The sequence below is a fragment of the Blastococcus sp. SYSU DS0541 genome (genome assembly GCF_054050875.1).
In genome coordinates this window covers 1-13287 of record NZ_JBJHAD010000033.1, presented here as the reverse complement: position 1 = coordinate 13287, position 13287 = coordinate 1, and the positions used below count along the sequence as shown (strand labels likewise).

Below are 13287 nucleotides of genomic sequence, written 5' to 3'. Positions count from 1 at the left end.
GGGCACCCGGAGTGGGTGCCCGCCCGCCGGCCGGTGGTCCTGCTGTCAGCTCTTCGGCCGCGCGCCGGCGCGGAGGGCGCCGAGCAGGTCGTGGTTGAGCCGGGAGATCGTCTCCATCGAGATGCCCTTGGGGCAGGAGGCGGAGCACTCGCCGATGTTGGTGCAGCCGCCGAAGCCCTCGCGGTCCTGCTGCGCCACCATGTTGACCACCCGGTCGTTGCGCTCCGGCTGGCCCTGGGGGAGCAGCCCGAGGTGCGTCACCTTCGCGGCGGTGAACAGCATCGAGGAGGCGTTCGGGCAGGCGGCCACGCAGGCGCCGCAGCCGATGCAGGTCGCGGCGTCGAACGCCGCGTCCGAGTCGGCCTTGGGCACCGGCGTCGCGTGCGCCTCCGGGGCCGTCCCGGTCGGCACGCTGATGTAGCCGCCGGCCTGGATGATCCGGTCGAACGCCCGCCGGTCGACGGCGAGGTCCTTGATGATCGGGAACGCGGTGGCCCGCCACGGCTCGATGTCGATCGTGTCGCCATCGGCGAAGGAACGCATGTGCAGCTGGCATGTCGTCGTCTGCTGCGGGCCGTGCGCCTGGCCGTTGATCATCACGCCGCACATGCCGCAGATGCCCTCGCGGCAGTCGTGGTCGAACGCGACCGGGTCGTCGCCCTGCAGGATCAGCTGCTCGTTGAGCACGTCGAGCATCTCGAGGAACGACATGTCGGGGGAGATGTCGGTGATCTTGTAGGTCACCATCTTGCCCTTGACCGTCGGTCCCTGCTGACGCCAGATGCGCAGCGTCAGGTTCATCCCGCGCTTCTTCTCCGCCCCGGGGTTGCCGACGCTGGAGCGCATCGCGCCTTCGTGTGTGGCTGTCACTTGTAGCTCCGCTGGGCGAGGTGGACGTACTCGTACTCGAGGGCTTCCCGGTGCAGCACCGGGGGCTGGCCCTCCGGCGTCCACTCCCAGGCCGCCACGTAGGCGAAGTTCTCGTCGTCACGCAGCGCCTCGCCCTCCGGGGTCTGGCTCTCCGCGCGGAAGTGGCCGCCGCAGCTCTCGCGGCGGTGCAAGGCGTCGATGCACATGAGCTCGGCGAGCTCGATGAAGTCGGCGACCCGGCCGGCGTGCTCCAGCGTCTGGTTGAACGAGTGCCAGTCGCCGGTGACCTTCAGGTTGGTCCAGAACTCCTGGCGGATCTCCTGGATGCGGTCGATGGCCTTGCGCAGGCCCTCGTCCGTGCGCTCCATGCCGCAGAGGTCCCACATGAGCTGGCCGACCTCGCGGTGGAAGGACGCGGGGGTGCGGTTGCCGTTGATGCTGATTAGCTTCTGCACCTGCTCCTGCACGCCGGTGAGCGCCTCGACGACGGCCGGGTGGCTCTCGTCGACCTTCTCGAACGGGCCGTCGGCGAGGTAGCTGCTGATCGTCGACGGGAGCACGAAGTAGCCGTCGGCCAGGCCCTGCATCAACGCGGAGGCACCGAGCCGGTTGGCCCCGTGGTCGGAGAAGTTGGCCTCACCGATCACGAACATGCCGGGGATCGTCGACTGGAGGTCGTAGTCGACCCACAGGCCGCCCATCGTGTAGTGGACGGCGGGGTAGATCCGCATGGGGACCGCGTAGGGGTCCTCGCCCGTGATCTGGGCGTACATGTCGAACAGGTTCCCGTACTTGGCCTCGACCGCCGGGCGACCCAGCCGCTCGATCGCCTCGGCGAAGTCCAGGTACACGCCCAGACCGCCGGGGCCGACTCCGCGGCCCTCGTCGCAGACGTTCTTGGCCTGGCGCGAGGCGATGTCGCGGGGCACCAGGTTGCCGAAGGAGGGGTAGAGGCGCTCGAGGTAGTAGTCGCGGTCGGACTCGGGGATGTCCCGCGGGTCGCGGTCGTCGCCGCGCTCCTTGGGCACCCACACGCGGCCGTCGTTGCGCAGCGACTCCGACATCAGGGTCAGCTTGGACTGGTAGTCGCCCTTGACCGGGATGCAGGTCGGGTGGATCTGCGTGTAGCAGGGGTTGGCGAAGTACGCGCCCCGCTTGTGCGCCCGCCAGATCGCCGTGGTGTTGGAGCCCTTGGCGTTGGTGGAGAGGTAGAAGACGTTGCCGTAGCCACCGCTGGCGATGACGACCGCGTCGGCGAAGTGCGTGCTGATCTCGCCGCTGACCAGGTCGCGGGCGACGATGCCGCGGGCGCGCCCGTCGACCACGATCAGGTCGAGCATCTCGGTGCGCGCGTTCTGCTCGACGGTGCCGGCCGCGATCTGCCGCTCCAGCGCCTGGTAGGCGCCGTAGAGCAGCTGCTGGCCCGTCTGGCCGCGGGCGTAGAAGGTGCGCGAGACCTGGGTGCCACCGAAGGAGCGGTTGTCGAGCAGGCCGCCGTACTCGCGGGCGAAGGGCACGCCCTGGGCGACGCACTGGTCGATGATGTTGACGCTGACCTCGGCGAGGCGGTGCACGTTGTTCTCGCGCGAGCGGAAGTCACCGCCCTTGACCGTGTCGTAGAACAGCCGGTGCACGCTGTCTCCGTCGTTGCGGTAGTTCTTGGCGGCGTTGATACCGCCCTGCGCGGCGACGCTGTGCGCGCGGCGCGGGCTGTCCTGGTACCAGAACGACTTCACCTTGTAGCCGGCCTCGCCCAGGGTGGCGGCGGCGGAGCCACCGGCCAGGCCGGTGCCGACGACGATGATCGTCATCTTGCGGCGGTTGGCGGGGTTGACCAGGCGGCCGCGGAACTTGCGCTCGCTCCAGCGCTCGCCGATCGGGACGTCGGTGGGGGCCTTGGTGTCGGCGATGGGCTCGCCGACGGTGAACAGCTCGAGAGGCATCTGGGGAGGTCCTTAGTCGATGAGCCCGAAGAGGACGGAGAAAGGCACGAGCAGGAAGCCGAGGGTGAGGGCGGTCGCGAACACGATGGCGAACAGGCTGACCGTCTTCTCGCGACGGCGGTTGCTCTGGCCCAGGGTCTGCGTGGCGCTCCAGATGCCGTGGCGCAGGTGCATGCCCAGCAGGATCACCGAGATGGCGTAGAAGATCGTGACGAAGGGGTTCTGGAAGCTCGCCACGAGCCGTTCGTACGGGGTGCTGTCGAAGCCCTCGGCGTTCACCGCACCCAGGGTGAGGTCGAGGATGTGGTAGATGATGAAGGCGCCGATGATCACGCCGCCCCAGCGCATGGTGCGCGAGGCGTAGCTCTGCGCCGTCGCCTTCTTGGTGACGTAGCCCTGCGGGCGGGCCCGCTTGGCCTGGCGCCACAGCGACACGGCGGCCCAGAAGTGGGCAATCACCGCGACGAGCAGCACGATCCGGATGACCCAGAGCGTCGTCTGCCCCGGCAGCGCCGGGTTGCCGACCGTCCGGATCCAGCCCGAGTACGAGTTGAAGGCCTCGGCGCCCGAGAAGGCCTTGAGATTCCCGATCACGTGGGCGATCAGGTACAGCACCATGATGATGCCGCTGACCGCCATGACGGCCTTCTTGAAGACCGAGTTGGTCTTCGCAACCTTCGGGGTCCTGCGCTGCGCGTGCTCCACCGTCACCACAAGTCCCCACGCTAGGACTACACGGTCCTTGCCACCAACCAAACACGAGGTGACACACCTCATGTAAGGGCACCCTCACCGCTACCGGGCCTCCCGCCCGAGCCCTGGGAGCCGGCGCGCGGGGCAGGTGGTCGCGGTGCCCTCCGAGGGGGCAGGCTGTGCCCGTGCCCACCACCCGTGGCTTCCTCGGCCGCCGTCGCGAGCGTGATCCGCGGCTGCCCCCCGGCCAGTACGACGTCGGCGCGGACTGGCCCGTGCTCACCGCCGAACCGACCCCGCGCATCTCGCCGGAGACGTGGAGCATCACCGTCGACGGGCAGGTCGAGCAGCCCACCACCTGGTCGTGGGACGACGCCCACCGCCTGCCGTCATCGGAGTACCGCGGCGACATCCACTGCGTCACCACGTGGTCGAAGTTCGACACCCGGTTCACCGGGATCAGCGTCGACACGCTGCTCGAGGCCGCCCGGCCCACCGCCGAGGCGCAGTTCGTCATGGCGACGTCGAAGACCGGCTACACCACCAACCTGCCGCTGGCCGACGTGACCGGGGGGAAGGCCTGGCTGGTCTGGGACTTCGACGGCCGGCCGCTGACCCCCGAGCACGGCGGCCCGGTCCGGCTGCTGGTGCCGCACCTGTACTTCTGGAAGAGCGCCAAGTGGATCAGCAAGCTGACGCTGCTCCGGCGCGATCAGCCCGGCTTCTGGGAGCAGAACGGCTACCACGACCGGGGCGACCCGTGGCGGCAGCAGCGGTACCAGGGTGACTAGGCCGCTGGGCGCCGGCGTCGCAGGCGCACCCTCGGGCGGCTGGCGGACGGCGACGGTCGCGGGCGTGCGGCGCCCGGTGCCGCGGTCGGTGCAGCTCCGGCTCGACGTCGCCGACCGGGTCGACCACCTGCCCGGCCAGCACTACGTCGTGCGGCTGACCGCCCCGGACGGCTACACCGCGCAGCGCTCGTACTCGATCGCCTCCGCACCCGGCGACCCGTTGCTGGAGCTCTTCGTGGAGCGGCTGGACGACGGCGAGGTCTCCACCCACCTCGCCGACGTCGTCGAGCCCGGCGACGTGCTCGAGGTGCGCGGCCCGATCGGCGGCTGGTTCGTCTGGGACACCGAGAGCCCGGCGCTGCTGGTCGCCGGCGGCAGTGGCGTCGTCCCGTTCGTGTCGATGCTGCGGACCGCGCGGGCGCTGGGGCGCACCGAGCTGCTGCGCACGGCCGTCTCGGTGCGGACGGTGGAGCTGCTGCCCTACGCCGACGAGCTGCTCGCCGCCGGCGCGCTGGTGGTGACCACGCGGGAGCCGCGCGGCATCCGCCCCGCCGGCCGGCTCACCGCCATGGATCTGGTGCCGCTGTGGGAACCCGGTCAGACGGTGTACGTCTGCGGCTCGGCCGCCTTCGCCGGCGCGGCCACCCGGCTGCTCGAGATGCTCGGTGTCCCGGCCGCGGACATCCGGGTGGAGCAGTTCGGCCCGAGCGGCTGAGGGACCTGACGGGTCCCCCAGCCGCCGGGTTCAGCCGGGCTCAGCCGGCCGCGGTCGGGTTCTCCGGGGTGAACAGCCACTGCTGGAAGAGCTCGTCGAGCTGCTGACCGGACACCTTCTCCGCGAGCGCGATGAACTCGTCGGTGGTGACGGTGCCGCCGGCCTGCGAGTCGACCCACTGGCGGACGATCGCGAAGAACGCGTCGTCGCCCACCTCGTTCCTCAGCGCCTGCAGGGTCATGGCGCCGCGGTAGTAGACCGCGATGTCGAACAGGTTCTCCGTCGCCGGCCCCGGGTCCCCGATCGTGAGCTCCCAGAACTCCGGCGGAGCTCCGGCGGCGATGGCGTCGAACTCCTGCTGCGGCGTGGACAACCCCTCGCGCTCGAGCCAGAGCCACTCGGCGTAGGTGGCGAAGCCCTCGTTGAGCCAGATGTGCTGCCACGTGTCGACGCGCAGCAGGTCACCGGTCCACTGGTGCGCCAGCTCGTGCACCACCACGAGGTCGCCGCTCACCGGGTCGGAGAAGAACGCCGACGAGTAGATCGACCGGGACTGCGTCTCCAGCGCGAACTGGAACTCCGGCAGATCGTCGACGATGCCGCCGGAGGCCCGGAACGGGTACGGGCCGAAGATGCCGGAGAGGAACTCGGTGATCTCCGGCTGCCGGGCCAGCGACGCCTCGGCCAGCTCCCCGATGCTCGGGCCCTCCGTCTCCGGGTCGGGGTCCATGGTGAACAGGTCGGGGTCCAGGGCATCCCAGTAGTGGATGCCGTCGGCGACGTACTCGCGCAGGTCGAACTCGCCGATCGCGAGCGTCACCAGGTAGGGCGCCATCGGCTCCTGCGCGCGCCACTCCCAGGTCGTCCACCCGTGCGCCGCGCGGGTGCCCCGGAGGACGCCGTTGGAGACGGCCTCCAGCCCCTCGGGGACCGTGGCCCGGACGGTGACCGACGCGGCGTCCCGCGGGTGGTCGTTGGCCGGGAACCAGGTGGCCGCGACGTCGGGCTGGCCGGCCACGATCGCGCCGTCGTCGGTGTGCATGAAGCCGGAGATGCCCAGGGCGTCGGTGAGGGTCTGCGGGACACCGCCGTAGACCACGGTGGCGGCGAACCGCTGCCCGGCGCGCAGCCCCTTGCCGAGGGTCACGGTGAGCTCCCCGCCCTCGCGGGCCCAGGCCGCCTCCCGGGAGCCCACCCGCACGGAGCGGACCTCCAGGCCCTCGAGGTCGAGGTTGAAGGCGGAGAGGTCCTGCAGCGCCCGCGCGGTGATGGTCGCGGTGCCGTCGAGGAGGTCGGTGGCCGGGTCGTAGCGCAGGTCCAGGTCGTAGTGCAGGACGTCGTACCCACCGTTCCCGTCGAGCGGGAAGTAGGGGTCCCCGGCCCCCGGGGCCCCCGGGGCACCGGCGGGGGGCTGGTCGTCGGCGTGCGCCACGCCGGAGCCGAGGCCGAGCACCACCACCGTCGCCGCGGTCAGCAGGGTGAGTTTCCGGGACATGAGGCCGCTCCTGTGAGCCGTCGTGGATCTCCTCTGCGCGGATACGCGGACGGTGAGGCTAGATGCCCGGAACCGGGCCGGATCCGCTGCCCGGACCGGCTCGTGCGCCGCCGCCGCGTGGGGCCACCGTCGGGACACGCGTGGTCGCGCCGTGCGATGGGAGCCCGGCGACGGAGCCAGCCCCGCCGGCGCTGATCGCCTCGGCGGCCAGCACAGGTGCCGTCGTCCACGACCGGCCGCACCGCCGGCACGCCCGACCGGTGACGCCCGTCACAGGTCGGGTCCGCCGGGCACCCGGCGGGATGACCGAGGCCACGGTGGCGGGCGGTGTGGCCGGTGCCGGTCCGGGTAGGGCCCGCCGGAGGATGTGCCGCCCGTTCCCGGTCCCGGTGCCCCGGACGTGGAGGAGGAGCCGTGGAGGACCTGGAGGAGGACCGGAAGCGCGCCGAGCTCGGCGAGACCGACGCGCCGGCCGAGGACGAGATCGCCGAGGCGTTCGGGAAGATCGTCAGCGAGGGGGCTCAGCGCCTGCACCGCCGGTGGCGGGAGGTGCTGGCGACCGGGCTGGCCGGGGGGCTGGAGGTGGCCGTCGGCGTGCTGGCCCTGCTGGCGGTCCTCGAGGCGACCGGCAGCGAACTGCTGGCCGGGCTCGCGTTCAGCATCGGATTCATCGCCCTCATGCTCGGCCGCAGCGAGCTGTTCACCGAGGGCTTCCTGGTCCCGGTGACCGCGGTCTTCGCGAGACGGGCCAGCGGTGCGCAGCTGGCGAAGCTGTGGACCGGGACGCTGATCGCCAACCTGATCGGCGGCTGGCTGGTCATGTGGTTGGTCGTGCAGGCGTTCCCCGATCTGGCGGGCATCGCCGTCGAGTCCGCGAAGCACTTCGTCGAGGCCCCGCTGGACCTGCAGTCGGTCTGCCTGGCGTTCCTCGGCGGGAGCGTGATCACGCTGATGACCCGGATGCAGCACGGCGCGCACTCGGAGACGGGCAAGATCGTCGCCTCGGTGATCGGCGGGTTCCTCCTGGCCGGCCTGCTGCTGTTCCACTCGATCCTCGACTCGCTGCTGATCTTCGGCGCCCTCCACGCCGGCGCCCCGTTCGGTTACGGGGAGTGGCTGGCCTGGTTCTGGTACACAGTGCTGCTCAACATGGCCGGGGGGCTGTTCGTGGTCACGCTCATCCGCCTGGTGCGGAGCAAGGACCTCATCGACCGCGAGCGCGCGGCGGTGGCCGCGGGCGAGTAGGGGCCGCGCCGTCCGGCGATGGTGGGGGAGGACGCCTTCCTCCCGGTCGCCACCGCGTGGGCGACCGGCCTGGTCGTCGCCGGCAGCTGGAGGCTCGCGGCGTGGGTCCTCGGGGCCGTGCTGCTGGTCCGACGCGGCGTCCAGCCCCGTGACCGCGCTCGTGCGTCGCCGTCAGCCGGCGGCGCCCGCCGCGGCTAGCTCTGGGGGGCGGGGCACGCCGTCTCGTGCCGGGCGGGGAAGACCCACCAGCGGTAGCTCAGGTAGCGGACGACCGTGCCCACGGCGATCGAGGTGATGTTGGCGCCCTGCAGCACCAGGGCGTTCTCCTGGCCCAGCGGGTACCGCACGAAGGCGACGATGGCCAGCCCCAGCAGCAGCGTGGCGCCGTTGACCAGCGCGAACCGCCAGTACTCGCGCCGCAGGCCGGTGCGCGCACGGTCGGCGAACGACCAGAACCGGTGACCGATGAACGCCGCGGTCATCGACACCAGGCTGGACAGGAGCTTCGCCGTCACCGCGCCCGTGGCGGCATGCGCGTAGAGAAGCTGGAACAGTGCGAGGTCGAGGACGAAGCAGGCCGCGCCCACGGTGCCGAACGCGCCCAGTTCCCGGACCAGCCGGTGCCCGCGGTCGCGCAGCAGCAGGCGCAGCGGCGCAGCGGAGCTCACCGGCGCAGCTTACGGAGTCGGCCGACCGGGTGGCGGTCGTCTTGACGGCCCCGCCCGGTCAGCGTCCGGTTCCTGCCCGGCCGGCTCGGCGGATCGCCGCCACGTAGCGGGCGGTGGCCAGCCGCTGGACGGCGAGGGAGAGCGGGCCCGCGAACCGGGCGGCGGGCGAGGCGAGCCGGAAGAACACCCGGAGGGTGAAGACGACGTCGCCGCCGCCGGTCAGCCGCACGGTGAACCGCTCTTCCCCGCTCTCCGGGTGGCCGGGCAGGGTGCCGTAGGCGAAACCGCGCTCGTCCCCCTCCGTGGCGGCCCACACGACACGGCAGGGGATGTCGTACCCGAACCTCGGCAGCCCCGCCGTGAGGACGACGACCGTGCCCGGGGAGCCGGCCGGACCGGAGGCGCGCACCCGCAGCCCCGCCGCCCGCTGCGCCCGCCAGTCCAGGACCGCGGCAGCGGCGCGCTCGAACGCCGCACGCCCGGTCCCGACCACCGCCGAGTGCTCCGCCGTTCGGTAGCCCGCCGGCAGGGTGGCGTCCCCCGTCGCCCCCACCTCGGGGTAGGTGAACGGCACGTCGGCGAGCTCGGCCGGGTCGGTCGCGCGGAGGAGGCCCACGGGCCCAGTCTCCCGCGCGGGGGCCCGAGCGGCCGGGTGCGTCAGACGACGCGCGGCGCGGCCGGGAGCCCACCGACGGGTGGCGAGGCCGCCGGAGGAGGTGTCGGCGGGGTGGCCGCAGCGCCCCCGGGCGTAGGTTGACCGCACTGTGCTGCCCTCGGTCACCGCCACCCGCTACGTCACCCCGCTGCGCGAGGGTGGGTCGCTGCCCGGGCTCATGGAGGCGGACGACCTGGGCACCTACGTCGTCAAGTGGCGGGCCGCCGGGCAGGGCGTGAAGGTGCTGGTCGCCGAGGTGGTCTGCGCGGAGCTCGCCCGGGCGCTGGGCCTGCCGGTGCCCGCGCTGGTCACCGTCGACGTCGTCCCCGAGCTGGCCGTGGGCGAACCCGACCACGAGGTGCAGGAGCTGCTGCAGCGGTCGGCCGGCCGCAACCTGGGCCTGGACTACCTGCCCGGGGCGCTGGACTTCGAGGCGGGCGCCGACGGCGTCGACCCCGAGCTCGCCGGCCGGGTGCTGTGGTTCGACGCGCTCGTCGGCAACGTCGACCGCTCCTGGCGCAACCCCAACATGCTGTTCTGGCACGGGCGGCTGCAGCTGATCGACCACGGCGCCGCTCTGACCTTCCACCACCACTGGCCCGGGGCCGCGGCCGCCGTCGAGCGGGCGTACGACGCCTCGGCGCACGCCCTGGTCGAGTGCACCCCCGACGTGCCCGCGGCCGACGCCGCGCTGGCGCCCCGGGTCACGCGGGACCTGCTGGACCGGGTGCTCGCGCAGGTGCCCGACGAGTGGCTCGACGACCCCGCGGCCGGGCCTGGACCGGAGGTGGTCCGCGCCCGGTACGCAGACCAGGTGCTGGCCCGGCTGGGTGCCCGCGCCGCCTGGCTGCCCGGGGTGGTCGACGCGGTCGCCGCCGGGGGAGCGGGCCGCCGGAGGGCGCCGCGCGGGGAGAACCGCCCCGCGTGGCTGGGCCCCCCACCGCCGGAGGGGATCAGCCAGCGATGACGGCGACGACACCGAGGGACACCTTCGAGTACGCGGTGCTGCGGGTGGTCCCGCGGGTGGAGCGGGGCGAGTTCCTGAACGCCGGCGTGATCGTCTACTGCCGGCAGCGCGACTACCTGGGCTCGCGGCTGCACCTCGACCTCGACCGGCTGCGCGCGCTGGACCCGACCGCCGACCCGTCGGCGATCGGCCGGGCGCTGCAGGCGGCGGCGGACGTCTGCGCGGCCGACCCGGTCGCCGGCGCCGCCGGGCGGGAGGCGCTCGGCTCCCGGTTCCGGTGGCTCACCGCACCGCGGAGCACCGTCGTCCAGCCGGGCCCGGTGCACACCGGGCTGACGGCCGATCCCGACGCCGAGGCCGACCGCCTCCTGGAGCTGCTGGTGCTGCCCGTCGCCGGCTGAGCGCAACAGGTGTCCGAGTGGTCGCCGGTCGTTCACCGGGCTGCCACCGGTGCGTCGTCAGGGCCCGTTTGGGTGCGAGGGCCCAGACCTCCTCGCGACCAGAGGGACCGATGACCGACATCTCGAAGCCGCGCACCCGCGCGCTCCTGCCGCTGTTCTCCGGCATCCGCCACGGCAGCCGCAGCCACGCCACCTGCTACTACAAGTGCGGCAACGCCTGCGACTCCGCCGTCCCGAACCAGACGGACAACCCGACCTTCGCCGAGGTCGTCGAGACGGCCTTCAGCCGCCGGAGCATGCTGAAGGCCGCCGGCGCCGGCGCCCTGCTGGTCGCCGCCGGTCCCGTCGCCTCCGCGGCCGCGAAGGAGCAGCCGGTGCCGACCGGTGGCGGCGTCACCCCGCTCCCGGGGAGCGACCTGACGTTCCAGCCGGTCGAGCAGAACTTCCTCGACGAGCTGGTCACCGCCGACGGCTACCGCTACTCCGTGGTCATGCGCTGGGGTGACCCGGTGCTGCCCGGGGCCCCGCCGTTCCGCATCGACCGGCAGACCCCCGAGGCCCAGGCCATGCAGTTCGGCTACAACTGCGACTACATCGGCCTGCTGCCGCTGGACGACCGCGACCGTCAGGCGCTGCTGGTGGTCAACCACGAGTACACCAACGAGCAGCTGATGTTCGCCGGCGTCGCCAGCGAGTCCGCGCCGACCACGCCCGAGCAGAAGCGCATCGCGATGATGGCCCACGGCATCTCGGTCGTGGAGGTGCAGCGGCACGGGAGGACCGGCGAGTGGCGCCCGGTGCGCAACGGCCGGCGCAACCGCCGGATCACCGCCGACACCCCGATGGAGCTCACCGGCCCCGCTGCCGGCTCGCCCTACCTGCGCACAAGCGCCGACCCGCAGGGGCGCACGGTCCTGGGCACGCTGAACAACTGCGCCGGTGGCATGACCCCGTGGGGTACGACGCTGCACGGGGAGGAGAACTTCAACCAGTACTTCGGGACGACGACGCCGATCGCCGAGAGCGCGAAGGAGCCCCGGCTGGCGCGCTACGGCGTCTCGACGACGCGACCGCCCGGCCGGCGCTGGGACGAGGTCGACGCCCGCTTCGACCTGGCCCGTGAGCCCAACGAGGTCAACCGCTTCGGCTGGGTCGTCGAGGTCGACCCCTACGACCCGACCTCGACGCCCAAGAAGCGCACCGCGCTCGGCCGCTTCAAGCACGAGGGCGCCAACGTGCAGATCGCCGAGGACGGCCGCGTGGTGGCCTACTCCGGTGACGACGAGCGGTTCGACTACATCTACAAGTTCGTCTCGCGGAAGACCTACCGGCCCGGCACCGACAGCGCCTCCCGGGCCCACAACCTGACGCTGCTCGAGGACGGCGACCTCTACGTCGCCCGCTTCGTCGGCGACTCCCCGGCCGCGGAGATCGACGGCAGCGGCGAGCTGCCCGGCGACGGCGCCTTCGACGGCTACGGCGAGTGGATCCCGCTCGTGGAGGGCGGCCGCTCGATGATCCCGGGCAAGGACGTCGCCTGGGTGCTCACCTTCACCCGCCTGGCCGCCGACCGGCTCGGCAAGCAGCTCGACGCCAGCGGCGACTTCCCCGACCCGGCCAACCCGGTCGTCGTCGACGCGGGGCTGGTGCCGACGAAGATGGACCGGCCGGAGGACATCCAGGTGAACCCGGTCAACGGCCGGGTGTACGCGGCCCTGACCAACAACTCCAACCGCACCGGGGTGAACGGCCGGCCCGGCGCCGACGAGGCCAACCCGATCACCCGTTCCTACGCGTTCGAGCCCGCGGACGAGGAGGCCGGCCTGCCTGCGACCTTCGAGCAGCAGCCGGGCAACCGCAACGGGCACGTCATCGAGTGGGAGGAGACCGGCTCGGCCAGCGGGACGACGTTCTTTTGGCGGATCTTCCTGGTCTGCGGCGACCCGCAGTTCCCGGGGACCTACTTCGCCGGGTACGACCGGTCCGAGGTCAGCGCCATCTCCTGCCCGGACAACCTGGAGTTCGACCCGGCGGGCAACCTCTGGATCTCCACCGACGGGAACGTGCTGTCGGTCCGCAACCAGGCGGTGGGCACGCTCGGCGGCACCAACGACGGGCTGTTCGCCGTCCCGACCGAGGGGCCCGAGCGCGGGCACCTCAAGGCGTTCCTCACCGTGCCGCTGGGCGCGGAGTGCAGCGGTCCGCTGATCACCCGGGACGCGCGGTCGGTGTTCGTCGCCGTCCAGCACCCCGGTGAGACCACCGGCTCCACGGTGGAGAACCCGTCCAGCCGGTGGCCCGACTTCCAGGCGTACCGGCCCTTCCCGCGGCCGAGCGTCGCCGTCGTCTACCGCACCGACGGCGGCCGCGTCGGCAGCTGACGCTGCTCCCACCCGCCGATCATGGCGCGGTGACCACGGGGTCGTCCCGATCCGCGGTCACCGCGCCATGATCGCGTTCACGGGTGGACGGGGAGCAGTGCGTCGATGCGGCGCGCGAGCTCCAGGTCCAGCTCGCTCACCCCACCGGCGGAGTGGCTGACGAGGTGCAGGTGCAGCGTCCGGTAGCGCAGGTCGATGTCAGGGTGGTGGTCCATCTCCTCGGCGACGTCGGCGATCGCGACGATCGCCGCGACGGCGTCGCGGAAGCCCGGCAGCTCGACGGTCCGGCGCAGGCCGTCGGCGTCGCCCGACCACCGCGGCAGGGCGCGCAGTGCCTCGGCGACGCGGTCAGCAGACAGGCGAGGCAGGCGCGGCATGTCCCCATGGTGACGCACTCGAACGGCTGGTGACGTGCTGGGACGGCCCCGCTGCAGGGACCCGCCGCGAGCCTGCGAGCGGGGGG

At 72.6% G+C, this 13287-nt stretch carries 13 protein-coding genes; 6 read left to right on the top strand and 7 right to left on the bottom strand.

The window, feature by feature from the left end; genetic code table 11:
* Nucleotides 1–45: 45 nt before the first annotated feature.
* Genes ACI794_RS20420 through ACI794_RS20410 form a run of 3 tightly spaced genes read right to left on the bottom strand, consistent with a single transcriptional unit; the run spans nucleotide 46 to nucleotide 3524 of the window.
* Nucleotides 46–870 (bottom strand): succinate dehydrogenase/fumarate reductase iron-sulfur subunit, encoded by an 825-nt coding sequence (locus ACI794_RS20420; RefSeq protein ID WP_456600877.1) that lies wholly within the window; start codon nucleotides 868–870, stop codon nucleotides 46–48.
* Nucleotides 867–2813, bottom strand: a complete 1947-nt coding sequence (locus tag ACI794_RS20415) for a fumarate reductase/succinate dehydrogenase flavoprotein subunit (RefSeq protein WP_456617241.1) — start codon at nucleotides 2811–2813, stop codon at nucleotides 867–869. The genes ACI794_RS20420 and ACI794_RS20415 overlap by 4 nt, the downstream gene beginning before the upstream one ends.
* 12 nt (nucleotides 2814–2825) lie before the next feature.
* Complete coding sequence (locus ACI794_RS20410) at nucleotides 2826–3524, bottom strand: succinate dehydrogenase cytochrome b subunit (protein WP_456617240.1); 699 nt, start codon at nucleotides 3522–3524, stop codon at nucleotides 2826–2828.
* A 167-nt stretch (nucleotides 3525–3691) separates the two neighbouring features.
* On the opposite strand from ACI794_RS20410, the gene ACI794_RS20405 reads away from it, so the two are divergent.
* Together ACI794_RS20405 and ACI794_RS20400 are read left to right on the top strand one after the other, a co-directional pair.
* Complete coding sequence (locus ACI794_RS20405; protein WP_456600875.1) at nucleotides 3692–4297, top strand: sulfite oxidase-like oxidoreductase; 606 nt, start codon at nucleotides 3692–3694, stop codon at nucleotides 4295–4297.
* A 64-nt stretch (nucleotides 4298–4361) separates the two neighbouring features.
* Nucleotides 4362–5012 (top strand): FAD-binding oxidoreductase, encoded by a 651-nt coding sequence (locus ACI794_RS20400; protein WP_456600874.1) that lies wholly within the window; start codon nucleotides 4362–4364, stop codon nucleotides 5010–5012.
* 40 nt (nucleotides 5013–5052) lie between these two features.
* On the opposite strand, the gene ACI794_RS20395 is transcribed toward ACI794_RS20400, so the two are convergent.
* Nucleotides 5053–6507: a M1 family metallopeptidase gene (locus tag ACI794_RS20395; RefSeq protein ID WP_456617239.1), complete on the bottom strand. Its 1455-nt coding sequence runs from the start codon at nucleotides 6505–6507 to the stop codon at nucleotides 5053–5055.
* A gap of 414 nt (nucleotides 6508–6921) precedes the next feature.
* Between ACI794_RS20395 and ACI794_RS20390 the strand changes: the two genes are divergently transcribed.
* The gene (locus ACI794_RS20390) at nucleotides 6922–7752 is read left to right on the top strand and encodes a formate/nitrite transporter family protein (RefSeq protein ID WP_456617238.1); all 831 of its coding nucleotides are present in this window, start codon (nucleotides 6922–6924) and stop codon (nucleotides 7750–7752) included.
* 194 nt (nucleotides 7753–7946) lie between these two features.
* On the opposite strand, the gene ACI794_RS20385 is transcribed toward ACI794_RS20390, so the two are convergent.
* Complete coding sequence (locus ACI794_RS20385; protein ID WP_456600871.1) at nucleotides 7947–8420, bottom strand: GtrA family protein; 474 nt, start codon at nucleotides 8418–8420, stop codon at nucleotides 7947–7949.
* A gap of 58 nt (nucleotides 8421–8478) precedes the next feature.
* A complete protein-coding gene (locus ACI794_RS20380) occupies nucleotides 8479–9036 on the bottom strand; it encodes a DUF1990 family protein (protein ID WP_456600870.1) in 558 nt (185 codons plus the stop codon).
* A gap of 148 nt (nucleotides 9037–9184) precedes the next feature.
* On the opposite strand from ACI794_RS20380, the gene ACI794_RS20375 reads away from it, so the two are divergent.
* The 3 genes from ACI794_RS20375 (at nucleotide 9185) to ACI794_RS20365 (ending at nucleotide 12824) form a co-directional block, all read left to right on the top strand.
* Entirely contained in the window at nucleotides 9185–10042 is an 858-nt protein-coding gene (locus ACI794_RS20375; RefSeq protein WP_456600869.1) for a HipA family kinase, read from the top strand.
* Nucleotides 10039–10443 (top strand): DUF3037 domain-containing protein, encoded by a 405-nt coding sequence (locus ACI794_RS20370; protein ID WP_456617237.1) that lies wholly within the window; start codon nucleotides 10039–10041, stop codon nucleotides 10441–10443. Before ACI794_RS20375 ends, ACI794_RS20370 begins: the two co-directional genes overlap by 4 nt.
* A gap of 110 nt (nucleotides 10444–10553) precedes the next feature.
* Entirely contained in the window at nucleotides 10554–12824 is a 2271-nt protein-coding gene (locus tag ACI794_RS20365; RefSeq protein WP_456617236.1) for a PhoX family protein, read from the top strand.
* A 77-nt stretch (nucleotides 12825–12901) separates the two neighbouring features.
* Here the strand turns inward: ACI794_RS20365 and ACI794_RS20360 are convergent, their stop codons facing one another.
* Nucleotides 12902–13201, bottom strand: a complete 300-nt coding sequence (locus ACI794_RS20360; RefSeq protein WP_456617235.1) for a 4a-hydroxytetrahydrobiopterin dehydratase — start codon at nucleotides 13199–13201, stop codon at nucleotides 12902–12904.
* Nucleotides 13202–13287: the final 86 nt, after the last annotated feature.